This is a genomic window from Colwellia sp. 5_MG-2023 (assembly GCF_030547795.1).
Taxonomy (GTDB): Bacteria; Pseudomonadota; Gammaproteobacteria; order Enterobacterales; family Alteromonadaceae; genus Colwellia.
Map to the genome: position 1 here is coordinate 282,355 of NZ_JAUOPW010000002.1, position 21,674 is coordinate 304,028.

20 protein-coding genes are annotated in these 21,674 nt (G+C 37.3%); 7 read left to right on the forward strand and 13 right to left on the reverse strand.

The genetic code is table 11. The annotated features are described in order from the left end of the window. Nucleotides 1-182: 182 nt before the first annotated feature. Nucleotides 183-926 carry a DUF1826 domain-containing protein gene (locus Q4496_RS02770; protein WP_215971697.1) on the reverse strand — a complete coding sequence of 248 codons (744 nt, stop codon included), beginning with the start codon at nt 924-926 and terminating at the stop codon, nt 183-185. Next, nucleotides 926-2,128, reverse strand: coding sequence for a zinc metallochaperone GTPase ZigA (gene zigA, locus Q4496_RS02775; protein ID WP_303601084.1), 1,203 nt, complete (start codon nt 2,126-2,128; stop codon nt 926-928). The genes Q4496_RS02770 and zigA overlap by 1 nt, the downstream gene beginning before the upstream one ends. Before the next feature lie 263 nt (nt 2,129-2,391). Here zigA and Q4496_RS02780 point away from each other — a divergent pair, with 263 nt between their 5' ends. Further along, nucleotides 2,392-3,174, forward strand: a complete 783-nt coding sequence (locus tag Q4496_RS02780; RefSeq protein ID WP_215971696.1) for a haloacid dehalogenase type II — start codon at nt 2,392-2,394, stop codon at nt 3,172-3,174. Nucleotides 3,175-3,319: 145 nt separating this feature from the next. Here Q4496_RS02780 and Q4496_RS02785 read toward each other — a convergent pair whose 3' ends face one another. After that, nucleotides 3,320-4,300 carry a methylenetetrahydrofolate reductase gene (locus tag Q4496_RS02785; RefSeq protein WP_215971695.1) on the reverse strand — a complete coding sequence of 327 codons (981 nt, stop codon included), beginning with the start codon at nt 4,298-4,300 and terminating at the stop codon, nt 3,320-3,322. Between the two features lie 247 nt (nt 4,301-4,547). On the opposite strand from Q4496_RS02785, the gene Q4496_RS02790 reads away from it, so the two are divergent. Genes Q4496_RS02790 through Q4496_RS02800 form a run of 3 tightly spaced genes read left to right on the forward strand, consistent with a single transcriptional unit; the run spans nt 4,548 to nt 7,190 of the window. Continuing rightward, complete coding sequence (locus Q4496_RS02790; protein WP_303601083.1) at nt 4,548-5,030, forward strand: MarR family winged helix-turn-helix transcriptional regulator; 483 nt, start codon at nt 4,548-4,550, stop codon at nt 5,028-5,030. A 2-nt stretch (nt 5,031-5,032) separates the two neighbouring features. Beyond that, nucleotides 5,033-6,097 carry an HlyD family secretion protein gene (locus Q4496_RS02795; protein WP_303601082.1) on the forward strand — a complete coding sequence of 355 codons (1,065 nt, stop codon included), beginning with the start codon at nt 5,033-5,035 and terminating at the stop codon, nt 6,095-6,097. Nucleotides 6,098-6,122: 25 nt separating this feature from the next. Then, nucleotides 6,123-7,190 (forward strand): DUF2955 domain-containing protein, encoded by a 1,068-nt coding sequence (locus tag Q4496_RS02800; RefSeq protein ID WP_252727342.1) that lies wholly within the window; start codon nt 6,123-6,125, stop codon nt 7,188-7,190. Nucleotides 7,191-7,361: 171 nt separating this feature from the next. Here the strand turns inward: Q4496_RS02800 and cyoE are convergent, their stop codons facing one another. The 6 genes from cyoE to Q4496_RS02830 form a co-directional block, all read right to left on the reverse strand. Next, nucleotides 7,362-8,240 (reverse strand): heme o synthase, encoded by an 879-nt coding sequence (cyoE, locus tag Q4496_RS02805; protein ID WP_215971685.1) that lies wholly within the window; start codon nt 8,238-8,240, stop codon nt 7,362-7,364. A 34-nt stretch (nt 8,241-8,274) separates the two neighbouring features. Continuing rightward, nucleotides 8,275-8,604: a cytochrome o ubiquinol oxidase subunit IV gene (cyoD, locus tag Q4496_RS02810; protein ID WP_215971684.1), complete on the reverse strand. Its 330-nt coding sequence runs from the start codon at nt 8,602-8,604 to the stop codon at nt 8,275-8,277. Then, nucleotides 8,604-9,221: a cytochrome o ubiquinol oxidase subunit III gene (gene cyoC / locus Q4496_RS02815; RefSeq protein ID WP_215971683.1), complete on the reverse strand. Its 618-nt coding sequence runs from the start codon at nt 9,219-9,221 to the stop codon at nt 8,604-8,606. Before cyoC ends, cyoD begins: the two co-directional genes overlap by 1 nt. Next, complete coding sequence (cyoB, locus tag Q4496_RS02820; protein WP_303609900.1) at nt 9,218-11,206, reverse strand: cytochrome o ubiquinol oxidase subunit I; 1,989 nt, start codon at nt 11,204-11,206, stop codon at nt 9,218-9,220. Before cyoB ends, cyoC begins: the two co-directional genes overlap by 4 nt. 2 nt (nt 11,207-11,208) lie before the next feature. Further along, the gene (cyoA, locus tag Q4496_RS02825) at nt 11,209-12,135 is read right to left on the reverse strand and encodes a ubiquinol oxidase subunit II (RefSeq protein WP_215971681.1); all 927 of its coding nucleotides are present in this window, start codon (nt 12,133-12,135) and stop codon (nt 11,209-11,211) included. A gap of 355 nt (nt 12,136-12,490) precedes the next feature. Further along, the gene (locus Q4496_RS02830; RefSeq protein WP_215971680.1) at nt 12,491-12,901 is read right to left on the reverse strand and encodes a hypothetical protein; all 411 of its coding nucleotides are present in this window, start codon (nt 12,899-12,901) and stop codon (nt 12,491-12,493) included. Between the two features lie 440 nt (nt 12,902-13,341). Here Q4496_RS02830 and Q4496_RS02835 point away from each other — a divergent pair, with 440 nt between their 5' ends. After that, nucleotides 13,342-15,336: a S9 family peptidase gene (locus Q4496_RS02835; protein WP_252727357.1), complete on the forward strand. Its 1,995-nt coding sequence runs from the start codon at nt 13,342-13,344 to the stop codon at nt 15,334-15,336. Between the two features lie 248 nt (nt 15,337-15,584). Here Q4496_RS02835 and Q4496_RS02840 read toward each other — a convergent pair whose 3' ends face one another. Continuing rightward, entirely contained in the window at nt 15,585-16,496 is a 912-nt protein-coding gene (locus tag Q4496_RS02840) for a LysR family transcriptional regulator (RefSeq protein ID WP_303609901.1), read from the reverse strand. Nucleotides 16,497-16,612: 116 nt separating this feature from the next. Here Q4496_RS02840 and Q4496_RS02845 point away from each other — a divergent pair, with 116 nt between their 5' ends. Both Q4496_RS02845 and Q4496_RS02850 read left to right on the forward strand, forming a co-directional pair. Beyond that, on the forward strand, nt 16,613-17,044 hold the full coding sequence (locus Q4496_RS02845; RefSeq protein WP_215971677.1) for a VOC family protein: 432 nt from the start codon (nt 16,613-16,615) through the stop codon (nt 17,042-17,044). Next, the gene (locus Q4496_RS02850) at nt 17,031-17,624 is read left to right on the forward strand and encodes a glutathione S-transferase family protein (RefSeq protein ID WP_303609902.1); all 594 of its coding nucleotides are present in this window, start codon (nt 17,031-17,033) and stop codon (nt 17,622-17,624) included. Before Q4496_RS02845 ends, Q4496_RS02850 begins: the two co-directional genes overlap by 14 nt. Nucleotides 17,625-17,783: 159 nt before the next feature. Here the strand turns inward: Q4496_RS02850 and glmS are convergent, their stop codons facing one another. The 3 genes from glmS to Q4496_RS02865 all read right to left on the reverse strand — a co-directional run bounded on the left by glmS (nt 17,784) and on the right by Q4496_RS02865 (nt 21,662). Beyond that, nucleotides 17,784-19,616: a glutamine--fructose-6-phosphate transaminase (isomerizing) gene (glmS, locus tag Q4496_RS02855; protein ID WP_215971675.1), complete on the reverse strand. Its 1,833-nt coding sequence runs from the start codon at nt 19,614-19,616 to the stop codon at nt 17,784-17,786. Between the two features lie 18 nt (nt 19,617-19,634). Next, on the reverse strand, nt 19,635-20,405 hold the full coding sequence (locus Q4496_RS02860) for a DeoR/GlpR family DNA-binding transcription regulator (RefSeq protein ID WP_215971674.1): 771 nt from the start codon (nt 20,403-20,405) through the stop codon (nt 19,635-19,637). Between the two features lie 504 nt (nt 20,406-20,909). After that, nucleotides 20,910-21,662 carry an ABC transporter substrate-binding protein gene (locus Q4496_RS02865; protein WP_303609903.1) on the reverse strand — a complete coding sequence of 251 codons (753 nt, stop codon included), beginning with the start codon at nt 21,660-21,662 and terminating at the stop codon, nt 20,910-20,912. Between the last annotated feature and the right edge of the window lie 12 nt (nt 21,663-21,674).

The following is a 21,674-nucleotide window of genomic DNA, read 5'->3' on the forward strand; positions in this document are numbered from 1 at the left end:
TTTCTAGTACACAAACAATAATTATTTGTTTTAGTGAAAGGGGATTACGATAAAACACATACGGTTCATCATTCCCCATACACATAAATCAAGGCTAACGCTTAGGCCAAATGGTGTTGCAACAATAACAATATTAAGGTCACAGAGCCAATATACTAGCAATGCTTAATTAAATAATTATTTTAATCAATAAAATCAAGTGTTAGCAGTAACCGGCGCTCACCGTTTGGTACAGCAGGAGAACGATGAACCAAACCAAATCCTTGGGTTTCATCCCAATTTTCGCCTTTTAGTAGCGCAACATCACCTTGCTTAAGATGATTAATATTGTTCAGATCAGGAAAAAGCCCAGACTCTTCATCTGATTTTCCTTCATTCCCAGCGCCTAGTTTTGTACGATCAATCAAAGCATGTTCAAGCCATTCGCTTGCAATACCTTGATAAGTTGTCACTAAGCGACAAGGTATACGATCTACATGAAAACGTGGACACATTGCCTTATCTAATAATGTTAACCGTAACCCTGCATACTTAAGGTCAAACAAACAACAAAACATATCAACGAGTAAAGCGATATCTTTACTCAGAGTTACGGCTGCATTATCGCTACCTAAAGCGTTGCATAGCAGATCAAAGGCATCATCAGGTGATACTGTTAATCTTGTCGATTTCACTGTGTTTTCTTTAATAAATATCGCCGCTGCTGTCGCTAACTCTGGCGATAATTCACGCTTCCAAATAGCAATATTTATGTCTTCTTGGTATATCTTAGAAAGCACTTGGGGATTAAATTCTGCTACTGAGCCCTTTGCTTTTAAGCTGATGGTTGCTGAGCTCGGTGTGATTGTGTTAACTACCTGTTTCTCATTATTGTCATTAAGCGCATCAGGGGTCAATTCAGTCGTGGTAGCGGCTATCGCATTCATTATGCTTCCTCCCACTCTGGGAAAGGGTCATGCAAGGTTAACCAGTAATCTTTCCCCCTCAATAGTTCTTCTTCTGATAACAAACAGCTATCTAGTGCTGTAATCATTGCTGCTTCATCTAAATTTTGACCAATAAAAACAAGCTCTTGGCGCATATCACCAAAAGGTTCAATCCACTTTTCTTTAATTGCATCTAAAGATTCTTCATCTGTAGGCCAGTTTTCTCTGGGAATTGCCCGCCAAAACATACCCGCAAAACCGTATCGTGCAATGCCCCCAGCTTGACTCCATTGTCCACAAAATTGAGGACGCGTTGCCAACCAAAAGTAGCCTTTTGAACGAATAAGCTTGCCAAATTGTTCGGTGTTATGAAGGAATTGATAGAATTTTTCAGGATGAAATGGAGAGCGGGCGACGTAATTAAAGCTAGCAATACCATACTCTTCTGTTTCTGGTATATGTTCGCCACGCATCTCTTTAAGCCAGCCAGGTGCTTGCTGCGCCAATTCAAAGTCAAACAAACCTGTATTCAAAATATCATTTATATCAACTTTGCCTGAGGATATCGGGATTATTTTGGCGCGAGTATTAAGCGCTTTAATTGTAGCGATAAGCTGATTGAGAGCTGAACTATCGACCAAATCTGTTTTACTAATAAGTATGACATCAGCAAATTCAACTTGATCAACAAGTAAATCAGCAACACTACGCTCATCTTCCTCGCCAAGAGACTCTTCAGTGTCTTGCAGATATGTTGCTTGGTCGTAATCTTTTAAGAAATTAACAGCATCAACAACGGTTACCATCGTATCTAAAGTGGCTACATCTGATAATGACACGCCATCTTCATCTGCAAATGTAAACGTTTCAGCGACAGGTAATGGCTCAGATATTCCTGTCGATTCAATAACAAGGTAATCAAAATTGCCACTTTTTGCTAATTTATTTACTTCTAGCAATAAATCCTCTCTTAATGTGCAACAAATACAGCCATTGCTCATTTCAACGAGTTTTTCATTACTACGATTAAGTGACACTTCATTCTTAATGGTAGCAGCGTCAATATTTATTTCGCTCATGTCATTAACAATAACAGCGACTTTCTTCCCTTCTCTATTATTAAGAATATGGCTTAATACGGTTGTTTTCCCTGCGCCAAGAAAACCCGAAAGTACCGTAACGGGGAGTTTATATTCAATCATATGTAATTTATCTCAGATTCACCTACTAATTTTACGATATGTTACAACGTATCATTATGTTTTTCTAGTATACCTACAACAATTATTTGTTTAACTATCCGAAGAAAAATGTTTTCTAACCTAAATTCATACCGACATACATATTTAGAAACAATTAGGCAGGTCTTAATCTACAAACAATGAAATTTATTTAATGCTCCAAAGGTCTTTTCAGTAACAATATTTTATAACCCTTCTACTTAACCTTATAGGCATTTTTTATAATGATAAATTTTAAACCCTTTCTAATTAGCTTGTTAATTTCACTAAGCTTTATCTCGGAAGCCGCACTAGCAAAAGATTTAGACACCGATGTAAAAATACAACCCAAAGTAATTTTCTTTGATGTTAATGAAACATTATTAGATCTTGGTAATGTCGGTAAATCAGTGTCTAAAGCCTTGGGCGGACGAGATGAGCTTGTTCCTTACTGGTTTACCACAATGCTACACTATTCTTTGGTGGGTAATATGATTGGTGAATACAATAGCTTTGGTGAAATTGGCATCGCATCACTAGAAATGATTGCTAATCAAAAAAATATACCACTAACGAAAGAAGAAGCGCGTAAGGCAGTACTTACCCCTTTTAGAGATCTAGCCCCTCACCCTGATGTAGTTGAAGGCTTAAAAAGATTACGTGCAATGGGTTATACCATGATTACATTAACCAACTCATCTGATGCTGGTATTGCCGCTCAACTAAAAAATGCCAAGCTAGCAGAGTATTTTGACGGTTCATTAACAGTACAAAATTTAGAAACCTTTAAACCTGACTTAAAAGTTTATCAATGGGCGCAAGAGCAAATGAATGTTGCTCCTGAAGATGCCATGTTAATTGCTGCTCATGCATGGGATATAGCGGGTGCAGAAAAAGCAGGATGGCGCACAGGTTTTATTCTTCGCCCAGGTAAAGCGCTTTATCCGCTAGCAGGAAAGCCAGACCTTACAGGTAAAGATTTACTGGAAATAGTTGACCAATTAGAAGCGAATGCGGCAACTAAGTAATAGTAAATATTCATTCTGTAGATATTTATTGTTTGGTATTAATGTATTCAAACACTAAGCATAAAATATAAGACATAAAAAAGCGGTCAATATCAATTGAACCGCTTTTTTATTTAACTAAATCCGGGTGAAAATCACCGATACTTTAACTCTTGATCAGGTTATCAAGTTCCTTTCTTGCTAAGTACTTGTCCATGGTTGAGCGCAATAACTTGTATAGTAAAATTGAACCGTCAATTTCTTCTTTACGGTTCGTTAAACTTTCAATATTTAAACCGAGTGGTAAATCATACGGGACTAACGCATCTAATATTTGCTGTAAGCTATTACAACAAATGCGAATAGACTCATATAAAGGTTTTTCTGCATTAAGTATACGCAAGCTGGTTGCTTCAGGAACACGCACACCTAACCAGTCAATAAACTCTAATGTTTTTTTACTACCACAAGGTGAAAAGGTTAAAATAATACGTTGTGGTTTTAAGCCTTGCTGTTGGCATTCGATAGCATAGCGAGTCAACATATCAATAGTAGCTTGAGGGTCATAAATTGCTTGTGATATAAAGAAATTACAGCCTTGTTGATGCTTTTCAATTAAGCGTTGGTGTTCATTACCTTTTTTAGCATGGCGCTCAGCAATTGTTATCCCGCCAATAAAAAAATTATTCTGATTTTCTACCAGCGTTTGGTAAGCTTCACCAAGTGGTAAGCTAATTTTATTATTCTTTGATGGGCTACCCACCAGCACAACATCACGAACACCAAACTTTTCCCATGCTTCATCAGCCCAAGTATTAAATGCTGCAGTATCTGACTGCACTACACTTTTGTATGTAATAACCGGACGTTTTGATTTTTTGTTTAATAATGACGAATATAAACGTGGATCATGTGTACTTTTAAACGGAAAAGGACGAGGAACATTCGTTCTTGAATCTTCATCTTGAATGTCATAAATAATTAACCCATCAAAATCTATATCACTGACACGATCAAGTAATTTAGTCGCAATATCTTCTACTTGCTCAATAGGAGTGTCACTTTTTGGCGGTGTAGTGCCAATAAAGTAAACACCACGGGAATTATCGTTATACCTAATTCTTAATTCTGATTCATTTTCTAGCATAATTATTTCGCAAGTTATGAGTGAAAGCCGATTTTGATGATGAAGGCTTATTAATGAACAGCAGTATATCAGTAAACTTTATATTTTTAAATAGACGTTTAGCCGTCTAGAAGAAGGTGTAATATAATCTCATACCAGCATCAATACTAAAGAATATTGCCACATCTAATTTACTTAGCTTGCTAAGTAAATTGAACGCTGTATAATACTTAGCAAGCTAAGTATTATGAAAATTGTGAGAATTATTATGTCAAAGCCACTACCTAATAAACAAAATGTTAATAACCCAAGCCTAGGTTGGTTGCTAAGTAGAGTAACTCGTCTATGGCGCGGCGTTATATCTCAAGCAGTGAACCCCATGGAAATGACAGAAGCGAGATGGTCAGCGATGATGAATCTTAAAATGTTAGGAGAAGGGACTTCACAGCATATGTTAGCTACCGAATTAGGTATAGAAATGCCTTCTTTAACCCGTACGGTTAACCAACTCGTTAATTTAAACTTAGTCGAACGACGTCCTCATCCAAGCGATGGTAGATGCCATTGTTTATGGTTTACCCCCGCAGGCAGTGAATGCATAGAAATGTTAACCGGCAGTGTAAACATGGTTCGCGCAGAGCTTACTAAAGGAATATCTAACGATGAACTCAACGCACTATTTAAGGTACTTCGAAAACTAGAACAAAACGCTTCTATTATGCTTAACAAATATCATGTAGGTGAGAAATAGCCATGGCTCCAGATCAAATATTTAAACGTTGGGTGCATGTTGCGCTTGTCGTCTTTGCTATTTCCTTTGTCTATTTTTTATATGCCGATTTATGGATGCCGGTTAGTACACAATCTAGAGTATTGCACCCTGTGGCAAATATTTCAGCCAAAGTGAATGGCCAAGTAAATAAGGTCTACATCAACAATAATCAAAGCATACAACAAGGCCAACTACTGTTTAGTTTAGATAAAGAACCTTATAAAATTGCTGTTGATAAAGCAAAATTAGCCTTAGAAAGTGTTGCCCAAACTAACCATCAATTAGACGCTGCGATTATCGCTGCACAAGCGATGGTAAAAGTATCAGAAGCCAATGTTGACGAGCTCAAAATTGAAGTTGAGCGAGTAGAACGTTTAATTAAATCAAATATGGTTTCTCGTCAATTGTATGATAAAACTATGTCTAATTATCAGTCGGCACTGGCCCAAGTAGAAGCATCGAAAGCCGACGTATTAAAACTTAAAACTCAAAGAGGGGACGCTGGCAGTGACAACTTACTATTACGTCAAGCCAGAAATAACTTACAAAACGCTGAGCTACAATTAAGCTATACAGACGTACGTTCAGAAGTGTCAGGACGCATAACCAATTTACAATTACAGCCAGGAAAGTACGCTCAGGCTGGTACCCCTGTTGCAGCGATAGTGCTAAAACAAGGTGACATCGTCGCTGATTTTCGAGAAAAATCATTAAGTAACGTAAAGATAGGTAATAAAGCGTCAATCATCTTTGACGCTTTTCCTGGCCAAGTATTTGATGGAAAAATAATCGCCATTGATGCAGGAATAAAAGACGGCCAACTAAATGCTGACGGCTCGCTTGCTGATCCCGTTAATTCAGATCGTTGGGTGCGTGATGCACAGTATATGCGTACTCATATAACCATCACTGATAAGCCAGCCTTACTCGATATGATGCCATCTGGTGCCAGAGCCACGGTACAATTACACCCTGGCGAAGGACTAACGCATTGGTTAGGTAACGTGCAAGCTTATATCATCAGCATTATTCATTACGTCTACTAGCTGCAACATCATGAAGCGTATCCTAATGAAACCCTTATCTGGCTCAAGTAATATACTGAAACTTTCCCATAGAGCACTTACTGGCAACGAAATACAACAATGTTTACGGGTCGCTTTTGGTGCGACTTTAGGTTTCACTATTAGTAAATTGATGGACTGGAATTACGGCACCTTTTTTACTGTGTATCCGATGTTGTTATTGGGTTTAGTACCTGTACTCAATGCGCATATTATTCGTCAGTTTTTAGCCAATATGGCCGTAGCGAGTGTATTTATACTGCTAGTACATGGAATGCTTGGTGATCAACCGATTCCGATGACTATTGCTGTCTTTTTAATGTTCGCTTTTATGTTTCGATGTATGTCTCAAGGCCCCTACTTTTTATTTGGAGCCCTAGGCATCGTCAGTTTATCTGTGCAATTACACTTTGTTAGTTACAGTAACGTGTCAGCAAATGATCTCGTTATGTCAAACGCTACCGCCTGCATTACTACCGTGTTTTTAGCAATTTTAATGCACTCAATATTTCCTGATGTAGAAGCAAGAGGTAAACCACCCATAGCGAATAAACCTAAAAGTAATGGTCGTCACGAAGTTATTTTAGCTACAAGTGTCGCGACCTTGTCTTTTGTTGTTTTTCAGGTGCTCGATTTACAGGACTCGCTATCCGCACAAGTGTCCTCAGTATTAATTTTATTTCCTCTCAACTGGTACGGTGCTGGTCGTGCGGCACTAAATCGAGCAATTGGTACACTAGTAGGATGCAATGTTGGATTAGCTTGGCAACTGATCTTACTTCAACATTCTGGCATATTATGGTTTGTTAGCATCGCTCTGTGGATTAGTATCATGCTATTTGCGCGCTACCACGCACTTGAAGGAGGCGGCTCCGGCGCAGGCTTTGGCGCAATGACAACCATGGGGATTCTATTTGGTCAATATTTAACGCCTCAACAAGACTTAGTATATAACAGCCTTTATCGTTTTACGTCGGTATCTGTTTCTGTCGGGGTAACATTATTAGTAGTCTATTTAATGCATAGATTACTAAATAAATTTGTCAGTACTCGATTTTTGATAGATCATAAATGATTAAAATGACTGGCTAAAATATTGAAGAGCAAAAACCACTAACGGCTTTAATTAATAGTGCTTAACCTTACCTAAAACGCTATTTCTTATACAAAAAAACTTAAATTAATCGATCGAAATAAATTAATTTAAGTTTAATTCTTGCTTATCATTCAACTTATTTGGTAGAACTTAATAAGTTATATACGGCGTAATACTTTGATAATCAACCGCCATTGCAATGCTTAATGCCGTAATATTAATAATTGAAAACGCAAATACCTGACGCGCCCAACCAACAATATCGATATCACGACGATACCCGCGCAAGGCCATAAGTAACCACCAGAAACTGGTTGTACAGGCAACAGCCATAAAGGCTGCCCCGGTAAAACCAGCAATAGGCAATAACATAACAACAAGTGCATATATTGCAATGTACATCACAATGTGATGCTTCGCTTTATCAATACCTTGTGACACAGGTAATACTGGAATATTAGCCGCTTGATAATCTTTAAAGCGAAAGATGGCAATTGCATATGAATGTGGCATTTGCCATAAACAGAACATCACTAATAAAATTAAGGCTTGCATATCAAACGTTCCCGTTACCGCACAGTAACCCACAACAGGCGGAACCGCACCTGAAAGACTACCAACAAAAGTACCGTAAACAGAGTTACGTTTCATATATAGGCTATAAACACCCACATAAATAAAGTAACCAAAAGCCGCAAAAAATACCGCTACAGGTGTTGTATAAGCGATTAATAACCCAAAGCCAATAATCCCTAATATAACACCATGACTTAATGCTGTTATAGCAGACATTTCACCAGTGACTGTCACGCGCTTACGAGTTCGAGCCATAATGATATCTATATCTCTATCAATCACGTTATTAATGGCACAACCTGAAGCAATAACAAACGATAAACCCATTAAGGTTGCCGCCATTAACCAGGGTTCAACAGCACCACGAGAAGCCAATAAAAAGCCCCCTGCAACGCTGATGAAGTTACCCATAATAATGCCTGGTTTAGTGACACTTAAATACCGACGAAACATGTTAACCTCTCTTAACAACATTTATTAGCTGCAATTAATACATCATCATTGCGTTTGATGCGTAAATAATCCAAACAGACAACCCAACCACCATAATGATAATGAGCGCACTGAACAAAAACGAGAAACTACTGGCTCGCCCATCTTCAGTAATGAAGTTAAGGTGTAAAAAGTACTTTAAATGCACCCAAATTTGAATGATAGCTAAGCTAACAATACTCCACAGTGTGGTCACTTTTGAATAATCACCACTCATCACTAGATAAAATGGAATCGCGGTTAAAATAATCGATAATACAAAACCTATTAGGTAGCTTTTAACACTACCGTGCGATGCATCATGATGTGTTTCATTATTGCTCATTACATTGCCCCCATTAAGTAAACAACCGTAAATACACAGATCCACACAATATCTAAAAAATGCCAAAATAAGCTTAAACAACTTAAACGGGTAACTGTCGCTTTACCTAAACCACGACGAGCAACTTCTATCATCATAATGGTCATCCAAATTAACCCAGCGGTTACGTGTAAACCATGTAAGCCAACTAAGGCGAAAAATGAACTAAGAAAAGCACTTTGCTGTGGACCATTACCGTGTGCAATTAAATGCTGAAATTCATAAATTTCCATTCCTATAAACACAGCCCCCAAACAAAAGGTAATCGCTAAAAATACTAATGTTAAGGCTTTCTTGTGGCTATGAGCTGCAATCATGGCAAAACCAAAAGTAATACTACTTACCAATAAAGCAGCGGTTTCAATAGCAACAAAATCTAATTCAAAAATATCTTTACCAGAAACACCACCCGCCGTGTTCATAAATAACACGGCATAAGTCGCAAAGAATGAAGCAAATAATAAGCAATCAGTCATGAGGTATAACCAAAAACCAAAAACGGTATCACCCGAAGTGTCATGATGCTCATGTGCTTGGTGTGTTGATATCGCTTCTACGTTTACAGAAAGTGTACTCATGCTTTTACTCCTTCACGACCACTTAAATTATAGGCCTCTTCTGTTTTTGCTATTTCTTCAGGCTGCACATAATAATCAACGTCATTGCTGTAACAACGTTTAATAAATACCCCTATAGCACCAACAAGCCCAACAATCGCCAACCACCAAATATGCCAAATCATAGCAAAGCAAAAAACTGATAGTGTTGCCCCTATAAATACACCAGCCGATGTGTTTTTAGGCATATGTATTGGGCTATAACTTGCTTTACTTTGATAATGCTGACCTTTTTCTTTCATATCGGTCCAGGCGTCAATATCATCAACATGTGGAATAACAGCAAAGTTATACGCTTGTGGTGGTGACGAAGTTGCCCATTCAAGCGTATGGCCATTCCAGGGATCTCCCGTTTTGTCATCTAATGCTTCACGATCTCTAAAGCTCACATATAATTGAATTACTTGCGCAATAATACCGAACATAATAATCACGGCACCCACAGCGGCAATATATAACCAAATATTCCAATCAGGATTATTTGTGTGGTTTAAACGACGTGTCATACCTAAGAAGCCAAGTACATATAACGGCATAAAGGCAACAAAGAAGCCAACGATCCAACACCAGAATGACACTTTTCCCCAATATTCATTGAGCTTAAAGCCCATTGCTTTTGGGAACCAGAATGCAAAACCTGCAAGATAACCAAATACTGCACCACCAATAATAGTGTTATGGAAATGCGCAATTAGAAACAAACTGTTATGCAGCACATAATCTGCACCAGGAATTGCCAACAATACGCCTGTCATACCACCAACAGTAAAGGTCACCATAAAACCAAGAGTCCACAATACAGGTACTGTGGTACGTAAACGGCCACGATAAATGGTAAATAACCAATTGAAGAGTTTCACTCCCGTTGGTACGGCAATAACCATAGTCATTACACCAAAAAAGGCATTAACGTTGGCGCTTGATCCCATGGTAAAGAAATGATGTAACCAAACAATAAAACCTAAAATTGAAATCGCACCACTTGCATAAATCATTGATTTATAGCCGAATAAACGTTTACTTGTAAAGGTAGAGATAACTTCAGAGAAAACCCCAAAAGCAGGTAAGACTAGAATATAAACTTCAGGGTGACCCCAAGCCCAAAACAAATTGATGTACATCATGGCGTTACCACCACCATCATTAGTGAAAAAGTGAAAGTCCATGTAACGATCAAGCGTTAACATCGCTAATACAGCGGTTAAAATTGGGAATGATGCAGCAATTAAGATATTTGCCCAAGTACAGGTCCAAGTAAAAATAGGCATTTTCATTAGCGTCATACCTGGTGCACGCATTTTAAACACGGTAACTAAAAAGTTAACCGCCGTTAATAGTGTTCCCAGTCCAGATATCTGCAAGGCCCAAATATAATAATCGACCCCCACCCCAGGACTAAAGCTCAACTCCGATAATGGTGGATAGGCAACCCAACCTGTTTTAGCAAATTCACCAAAAACCAGTGAAAGGTTAATTAATATTGCGCCACTAGCGGTTAGCCAAAAACTCAAATTATTAAGGAAGGGAAATGCCACATCACGGGCACCAATTTGTAATGGCAAAACGATGTTCATTAAACCAACCATAAATGGCATCGCCATAAAGATGATCATAATGACACCATGTGCCGTAAATATTTGGTCATAATGTTCAGGCGGTAGATAACCTGCCGCACCACTAGTGGCAAGTGCTAACTGCGAACGCATCATAATGGCATCACTAAAACCACGAAACAGCATGATTAAAGCAAGTAAAATATACATAACGCCTAAACGTTTATGGTCAACCGAGGTGATCCATTCTCGCCACAATATTCCCCATTTTTTATACTTTGTAATAAGTGCAAAGAGCACAAGCCCTACGAATACAATAACAGCCATAGTCACCATAATAATGGGTTCATGAAATGGAATGGCATCTAACGTTAAATTACCTAAAAATGGCATAGTTATTCCTCGCCTTGAATGTGAGATGGTTGCACTGTGTTTTTATCAATTTTATGCTCCATTTTTTTCATACTTGCCATGTCTTTCATACCTGACATGCCAGCCATATATTTCATAATAATGGTATGGAACAAGTCTTCTTCGACATCGCCATAGTAGCTTACAGGGTTGTTTTCACTGGCTTTAGCTAACTCATAATATTCAGCTTTCGTTAATGTGCTTTTCTGTGCTTTAACATCACTTACCCATTTATCAAAATCTGCTTGGGTAGGTGTGGCAATAGCATTAAACTTCATTCCAGAGAAACCGGCGCCGCTATAATTTGCAGAAAACCCTTTAAAAGTACCGGGTTCATTAGCAATTAAATGCAGCTTGGTTTCCATCCCTGCCATAGAGTAAATTTGACTACCCAATTGCGGAATAAAGAAAGAATTCATGGTGCTTTCTGACGTGATTTTGTATTCAACGGGGACATTAGCTGGAAAAACCAACTCATTCACCGTGGCAATACCTTGCTCGGGATAAATGAATAACCATTTCCAGTTTAACGAAACCACTTCAATGGTAATATGTTTACCATCTAGCGGCTTATAAGGGTCTAACCTATGAGTAGATTCCCAGGTTATGACACCTAAAATAATAACGATAATAATCGGAACAGCCCAAACGACAGCTTCAATTTTATTAGAGTGCGCCCATTTGGGAGCATAAACTTCATGGGTGCGTGTATCTTTATATTTCCAAGAAAAATATAAAGTCATCACAATAACGGGGATAACAACAAGTAACATAAGAACAGTGGCAATAATGATTAAGTTTTTTTCATCAATACCTACCTGCCCTTTCGGATCAAGCACTCCGCCTTCACAGCCTGACAATATCAGTACTATACTAGCTAAAGCTATATTACAAAGGTTTCGAATTAACAATGGAATATCCTACTAACACCAGTGCCATTAAATTATTGTCCACTTGTATTGATAAAAAAACCAAGGTTGCGTTGTTTATAATCACAATAGTTAGCTATCGTTAAATCAAACGCCTTACCTTGTTCTATTTTTTCATCGCACAACAAGAGCAAAAACTTAATATAAATGGTATAACCTAAATTCAAACAAGTTATTTTATTAAATAAAACAACAACATAAGTTTTATTCTCGACGAATTTTAAGCAGCAGAAAATCCACTGTTAAAAGGTGAGAAAATATAATGAAGTAGTTGAAATACAGACATACTGCTGCAGATTAGAGCGCTAAACAGTTAACCAATAAAAGTCGTAATCAACTATTTATATAAAGGAGGTGCACGACAACCGTGCGTGTGTAAGCCTATAAAAGACTGTAAAGATTCGCTAAACGCAAAAGCTGTTTTACGTAAAACAATACCTGCCCTATGTGTAGGGAAGATAATAAAAAATAACCAATATAAACCAACGAGTAAACAACCGTTCATAGCTGGTTGCATAAAGAAATAAACAATATTCGTAAGAATTGACTCAGATAAAGCCCCTTCGTTGAATAAATAATTTAATTCCGATAGATCTTCAATAAAACCACAAAATAACATCATCGAACTGATGATTAAAATACTAAAAGCAGTAAATAGTCTTGCACTAAAAAAAACAACAGGCACACTCAATTGCAACTGACTTACAGTCGATTGAGTATTTGTATGCGGGTAGTTTTTACAGCTCAAACCTATAACCTTAATGGTGATCTAACTAGCTTACAATTCAGCAAGCCTTACTATAGTTTTTACTTATTATTAATGACATAAATCAATAAAAGTGTAATAAACTAGAATTTCGCCATTGTACCAAGGTTATTAAATAGTGACTAGTCTGTGGTAGCGCTATTTTGAGGTAGTTACATAAAAATGCACTTACGTGGTTTAATTGTTATTTATAAATCAATTTAAATAGCAACATCATAATAACGCATTGAGGTGTAAAGAAAATGTTTTTCTCTTTTCTCATAACAAAGGAGAATTTAATCATGCTAAGTAATTAACCTTTTAAAAATGTGTGTTCATCGCAACTAAGTATCTTTTTAATCATTGTTACTTGATAACATGGTAAGACTGTATAATAACAAGGAACAAAAATGAAAATCTTCTCTCCTCTAACGCTTTTAGCTATGGTCAGTTTTTCTGGCTTTGCTAGCCAACCTGAGTCCACACTGCAACTTGAAAATGTCTTTGATCTTGAATATGCCAATCAACTTGAAATGACTAATAACGGTAAAACCGTTTATTTTGTCCGTAACCGTATGGATATTAAAAGTGACCGTAAAGTCAGTAATATCTGGTCAGTAGATAGTGATTCGACATTATTACAACCGTTAACATCTGGCGTCCATATGGATTATTCGCCGGTACTTTCTCCTGATGAATCTCGCCTAGCTTTTATTTCCACACGAGACGGTAGTAGCCAAATTTATATCAAATGGCTAAAAACGGGCGCTGTTGCCAAAATAAGTAATTTAACCCAAAGCCCAAGTAACTTGCACTGGTCACCAAATGGTAAACAACTAATATTCAGTCAATTTGTACCTGCTAAAGCTGCTACGCCAGTTAACTTGCCTGGCAAACCTGAAGGGGCAGATTGGGCCGATCCAGCCAAATATATCGATGAAGTGTATTACCGTGCTGATGGCGGAGGCTATACTAAAGCAGGTTTTAGCCACTTATTTAGCATTGATGCAAATGGCGGTAATGCTCGTCAATTAACATCAGGCAACTTTAATCACGGTGGAGCTATTAGCTTTGCTGAAGATGGTAATAGTCTTTATTTCTCAGCAAATCGTCACGATGAATATAAACTTAAACCAACGAACTCTGAAATATACACATTGGATTTAACAAGCTTAACCATTACAGCTGTAACAGATAGAGTTGGCCCAGATAGCCAACCGAGAGTATCCCCTAATGGTCGCTATCTTGCCTATACAGGTTATGACGACAAGCGAACTAACTATGAAAATACTCAACTTTATATTCGTGATTTAAAGTCAGGTAAAACAACAAGTTTAACTACCGATTTTGACCGTAGTGTTGGCCAAATTAAATGGGCTGACGATTCCAAGGGGGTTTACTTTAGCTACGCCAGCGAAGGACAAACAGTACTTGCTTATCAACCACGTAATGGCAAACGCAAAGTGCTTACTGAGCGAATCGGCAGTGTTTCTTTTGGTCGTCCTTATTCAGGTGGTGACTTTGATGTAAGTGAAGATGGTGATGTGGCAATAACTTTTGCAGATACTCAACGCCCTGCTGATGTTGCTTTAGTTAAACGCGGTAAAACCCAACGTTTAACACATTTAAACGAAGATGCCTTAGGAAATAAGCAATTAGCAAAAGTTGAAGAAATTTGGCTTAAATCAAGCCATGACAGCCTGCCTATTCAAGGTTGGGTTGCGTATCCACCAGGGTTTGATAGCAAGAAAAAGTACCCGCTTATATTAGAGATTCATGGTGGACCGGTTGCTAATTATGGCCCGCACTTTAGTGCCGAAGTACAATTATTTGCAGCGAAAGGTAATGTTGTTTTATATATGAACCCACGCGGTAGTGATTCTTACGGTAAAGAATTTGCCCAAACCATTCATCATAATTACCCAAGTAACGATTTTGATGACTTAATGACGGGTGTTGATGCTTTAATTGCCAAAGGGTTTATTGATGAGTCTAACCTGTTTGTTACTGGTGGCTCTGGTGGCGGCGTACTAACAGCATGGATTGTTGGTCATACAGACCGTTTTGCTGCGGCAGTGGTTGCCAAACCTGTTATCAATTGGATCAGCTTTGTCTTAACGGCTGATTTCTATCCTTTCTTTGCTGATTATTGGTTCCCTGGTAAACCATGGGATCACATTGAACATTATATGAAACGCTCACCTATTAGCTATGTAGGGAATGTTAAAACTCCAACAATGTTATTGACTGGTGAGGCCGATTACCGCACACCTATTTCAGAAACAGAGCAATTTTATCAAGCATTAAAATTACAAGACGTTGATACTGCCATGGTACGCATTCCTGATGCTTCACATGGCATAACAAAACGACCGTCTAACTTAATGTCGAAAGTAGCTTATATTCAATGGTGGTTTGATAAACACAGTAATAAATAGCACTAATGATTTTGACAAGGGAATAACCATTCTCTTCAATCAATAATGCCTTGCCGACATGGATGTCGGTACTTAAGTTATGTTTGAAACGTATAACTTGTGCCTCTAAACCCTTTAACTCTCGCTAAGTGAGAAGAAACTGATTGGAATTGGTATAAGCCCCCCTTACACAGTGTTTTGAAAGGGGGTTTTTTAAAATATATTAATTATCTATTTTTCAAATAGTTAACAACATAATCAATTATTAACTACGCAGTTAACGCACCAATTTTGCTTTTAAGTTTAGGTAATGCAAAAGCTAAAAAGCTTTTCATTTTTTGCGGCATATACTTTTTAGATTTATGTATTAAATGTACTGGCACAGTCTCAGGTTCAAATTCCGGTAAGATAATACTCAGTTCGCCGGTATCTACCGCGTCTTTAACTTGATAATGCAATTGTTGCGTTATCCCTACGCCATTTATCGCAGCGGAAACCGCAGATTCACTATCTGTAACGGTGAGTCTAGATGAAATATTTATATTAATATTCATTTGAGCATCAGGAAGGTAATAGCGCCAATGTGGAGGAGTATTTGCTGTGTTTAGTAAGATGCATGCAAAGTTAGATAAATCATAAGGCGATGATAATTGATTATGTTGCGCTAAAACTTGCTGATTTGCGCAGGTAACAATCCGAATCTTTCCCACTTGCGTCGCAATCATTGAGCTGTCAGGTAAAACGCCAATTCTAACGGCCATATCAACTTCATTTTCAAACAAGTTCATATTTCCATCTGATAAAATGAGCTGCACATTTATATTTGAATATAAAGACAGAAATTCAGTAACAATAGGCAATACATATTTTTTTCCAAACATAACCGGCGCAGTAATAACCAACTCACCTCTTGGCTCCAAATATTCACCTTTGACTTCACGCTCGGCTTCTTCAACCTGTTCAATAATCCTTTTACAGGCTCTAATATAGTCAGTGCCAGCAATAGTTAATGACAACTTTCGAGTTGTTCTATGTAGCACTCGCACACCAAGTTGATTTTCAAGTTCAGATACTTTCCGACTTAATGTAGGTAACGGCACATTCAATGCTTTGCTTGCAGCAGAGAAACTACCAAGCTCGACCACTTTAATTAACATTGTCATTGATTGTAATCTATCCATCATTATCTCATTTATTGAAAATATCATTGTCAAATTTACAGTATTATCTTTTAAATAACAAAATGTCATAGTGGATCTATTAAAAATTAACCAAAAATCTTATAAACGGTTTACATATGATGAATTCACAAATTGCTATTGCCTATGACCATGTCGGAATTAGAGTGAGCAACAGACAACAATCTATTAAGTTTTATGAATCGCTAGGATTCAAAGAAACTTATCGTATTCCAGAGGCTGAAGCCAATGAAATGATGACCTCGGCTGGCGTTAGAATTAACCTTATTTTTAATGGCGCAACCACAAAAGATCGAAAAAATGTGCTGCTTGATGAGGCAATTAAACAACCAGGGATTACACATCCGGCATTCGTTATAAATGACATAAGTCAGTTTGAAAGCTGGTTATTAAAAGAAGGAATAGAAATCACTGAGGGGCCTAAAAAACTGGGTCCGAGAAGAATGACTTTGTTTATCCGTGATCCAGACGGCAATGTACTGGAATTTAACCAACTACTATCTGAGGAAAAAAACAATGAAATTATATGACTTAGAACTATCAGGCAATTGTTATAAAGTAAGATTATTTGCATCACTTATTAATGCTCCATTAGATATTGTACCTGTTGATTATCTTCAAGGAGAGCATAAAGGAGAAACGTTACTTAAACTAAACCCGTGGGGCGAAATTCCAATTCTAGAAGACGGTAATGTCGTATTAAGAGATGGCCAAGCTATATTAGTATATTTAGCGAATAAATATGGTGGTGAAGCATGGTGGCCTAGCGAAGCGCATTTACAAGCTGATGTTATGCAATGGCTATCAGTTGCAGCTAACGAAATACAACATGGGCCAAATACCTCTCGATTAATTGAAAAGTTTGGTGTTGAAAGCGACCTTGCTTTGTCGTTAGCACGTTCAACTCGAATATTAACGTTAATCAACAATCATCTTGCTGACAAAGATTGGTTAGCGGTAAATCGTCCAACAATTGCAGATTGTGCCATTTATCCTTATATTTCAATTGCACACGAAGGTGGTGTTTCAGTTGATGAATATACTAATATTAAAGCATGGATGAAGCGTTTAGAGCAGTTACCTGGTTATATATCGATGCCTGGTAATTAGCACAATAGGTGGTAGGTTCAATGTGAATTTTTGAAAATATTAGGAAGGAATATTGAATTTTCATAAATAAGCTTAAGCTATTCTACTTTATCAGAATAGCTTAAGCTGTATGATACTTTATTGTTGATTTACAAGGTTAAAATCACCCTAAATTCAAACTTATTCAACCGTAACCGATTTCGCTAAATTTCGAGGCTGATCAACGTCAGTACCTTTAATAATAGCAACATAATATGAAAGTAATTGCAGTGGTAAGGTATAAACAATCGGTGCGATTATGTCATCACAATGTGGTACGTTAATAACCTTCATCGTGTCGTCACTAGCAAAATGTGCATCGACATCAGCAAATACATACATTAAACCACCACGAGCACGTACTTCTTCTACGTTTGATTTTAATTTTTCAATTAAATCATTTTTCGGTGCAACAACAATAACTGGCATTTCAGCATCAATAAGGGCTAACGGGCCATGCTTAAGTTCACCAGCGGCATAAGCTTCTGCATGAATATAAGAAATCTCTTTGAGTTTAAGTGCACCTTCCATCGCAATTGGGTATTGATCACCACGACCTAAGAATAATGCATGTTGTTTATCTGCAAAATCTTCCGCAAGATCTTCAATTGAAGGCGCTAATGCTAATACTTCTTCAAGTTTGTTAGGTAAGGTTAATAGCGATTTAGCAATACTTTCTTGTTGTGCTACCGGCATACCGTGATGTTTACCTATCGCCAGCGTCATCATTAACAAACCAACAAGCTGAGTTGTAAATGCTTTCGTTGAAGCTACACCTATTTCAGCGCCAGCTTTTGTCATAAATGATAAATCTGATTCTCGAACTAACGATGAACCTGGTACGTTACAAATACTTAAACTTGATGTGTAGCCAATTTCTTTTGCTAAACGTAAAGCCGCTAACGTATCGGCTGTTTCACCTGATTGTGACAAGGTTACAATCATTGAGTTTTTAGGCACAAATGATTTACGGTATCTAAACTCACTCGCAATTTCGATATTACAAGAAATACCCGCAAGCTCTTCTAACCAATAACGTGCAACCATACCTGAATGGTAACTAGTACCACAGGCAATTATTTGTACGTGTTCAACATTTTTAAAAATGTCGTCAGCGCCATTACCAAAAGTTTCTATATTAAGTTCAGTTCCTAGTAAACGCCCTTCTAACGTATTTCTAATCGCTGAAGGTTGTTCATAAGTTTCTTTAAGCATGTAGTGACGGTATTCACCTTTATCACCACTATCATGGTTTACCGAAGCTTCTTTTGCTTCACGCTCGATTGGGTCGCCATTAGCATCAAATATATTAACGTTAAAACGAGTAACTTCAGCAACATCACCTTCTTCTAAAAAGGCAAATTTTCGAGTAACGGGTAATAAGGCCATCATATCTGAAGCAATGAAGTTTTCGCCTAAGCCATAACCTATCACTAATGGGCTACCTGAACGTGCAACAATAATACGATCTTTATCTGTACTATCCATCACAACAGTACCGTAGGCACCTTCAAGTTGTTGAACAGCTTTTTGTACTGCTGCTAATAACGTGTCACTCGTTTTTAGTTCATGATGAACTAAATGGCCAATAACTTCAGTATCAGTTTGAGAAATAAACTCGTACCCTAAACCTTGAAGTTGTTTACGTAATTCGTCATGATTTTCAATAATACCATTATGAACAACCGCGATGTTGCCACTAGAAAGGTGAGGGTGAGCATTTACTTCGCTTGGAGAGCCATGTGTTGCCCAACGGGTATGCGCAATACCTGTGCCACCAGATAATGGCGTTTCTTGTAAGGCTTGATCTAATTCCTGTACTTTACCTAAACGCTTAACACTGGTTAATTTGTTATGCTGATCTATGGTTGCAATTCCTGCTGAATCATAACCTCTGTACTCTAAACGTTTTAATCCTTCGACTAAAATATCAGCTACGTCACGTTGTGCTACTGCACCGACTATGCCACACATAGTTTATATCCTTTATTTTTAATTAGCTGACTTGGCGCATATTAAGTTTACGCCTTGAGCTATTAGCTGCAATCTTACTGATTCAGATAAATCATCATCAGTGATGAGGGTGTGTATTTGTTGCCATCCTAATTCTAAGTTAGGTATTTTTTTTGCTATTTTATATGATTCAATCATAACAATAACTTCACGGGAAACTTCTGCCATAACACGACTTAAGCCGGTTAATTCATTAAAAGTTGTTGTTCCACGATCTATATCTATGCCATCAGCACCAATAAATAGTTGATCAAAATCATAAGAGCGAAGCACTTGCTCTGCAACTTGTCCTTGAAAAGCTTCAGAGTTGGCGTCCCAAGTGCCGCCGGTCATCAATAAGGTAGGTTCATTTTCTAAGGCGTGAATTTCGTTAGCTATGCTAAGTGCATTCGTCATAACCACTAAACCTTTTTTACTTTCAAGTTCACCTACAAGAGCAGACGTAGTTTGACCACTATCAATAATAATACGGTTATGATCTCGAACAAGTGTTGCTGCATATTTAGCAATCGCTTTCTTTTGTAGAGAAAGTTTTTCACTTTTCGGTTCAGTAATCTCTCTAGGTAAAGCTATGGCTCCACCATAACGCCTTAATAACAAACCACTATTTTCTAGTGAAGCCAAATCTTTTCTAATAGAAACTTCTGAAATATCAAACTGCTTAGCCAAACTATCAACGCTCACTTCTCCATTGATATTAAGTTCGGTAATAATGCTATGACGACGCTGTTGAGTATTTCTTTTAGACATGATGTATTAGATAAATTACCAGTTAACTTTCACTTTGAACGCTATTATCTTTCATTTCGAAACCTTTTGCAATTTATCCCCTAAAAAATAGACAACCTATTATTTACATGACATGCAATAAAAAACAAATGTTTTATGAATAATGAAGTGGTGATCGGGTGATTTAATACCAGTTTAATTAATTAAATGAACAATTTTATATGTAGAAAAAGTTGCCAAATACAACGCTTTTATTTCAATAACTAGTTGTTCTAATTATTAAATAAATAACGATGTAGTTAGTGATTTCAACAAGTAGAAATGATCACATCGTTAGTGAGATAGGTATAATTAGTAAAAGTAAACTATACTGAACAAAAATTCTCTACAGCCCAAATATATAATGCTGTACTAGAGTAGATGTACTTCAGAAGTTTAAATGACAAGGCTTACAATTGAACATAAGAGCACTTACATTGGCGAATATTTGTTACCAACAGACTCTATTATTCAGCCATAAATAAATTAATTAGCCAATAAATAGGCATATTCGGGTGTTTTTACGAACTTATCTGCCGCCTGTTGTAAGCGTTTAGCTATTGCCTTGTCTGTACCTTTATTCAAAGCAATATAGCTAGTACGCTGATTTTTCATCGTAATTTTTTTATAATGAATAGCTAAATTGGGCTTATTTATAGCCTCTAGCTGAACTCTTGCATTATTTGGATCGGTGTAAAGTAAATCAACTCGACCATTGGCTAATAGCTTAACCATTTGTTCACGTGAAGAAACAATATATAAATTCTTTTTTTCAGAAAAGCCAGCAGCAATAAGCTCTTTGTGCTCAGCAGAATTTAAAATTACCGCAATAAGCTTTTCCTTTGCTTGCTCTATAGTCTCAACATGGTTTTCAATATTACTTTCTAGAGAAATAAATACACGCGCAGGACGACTCACTTTAATTATCCAATAAAAGTTATCTTCCCGCTCTGGTGTTCTAATCATACTTAAGATAATTGTATTAGGATTACTTTCAGCGATTGAGAATGCTCGTGCCCATGGCATAAACGCAACATTAGCCTCAAGCTGTGCTTCGGCTAAAATTGCGTTAAGAATTCCAATCGTTGGGCCTTTATTTTCGCCTTCATCCGGATATTGAAGTAAAGGATTAATACTAGCAACAACCTGCAATTCAACTGGTATATCATCCTTTGCAACAGAATATAAAGGTTGAATAAAAAGTAAAAAAACAAACCATATGAAAATTTTTCGCGGCATAAATAACCTTGC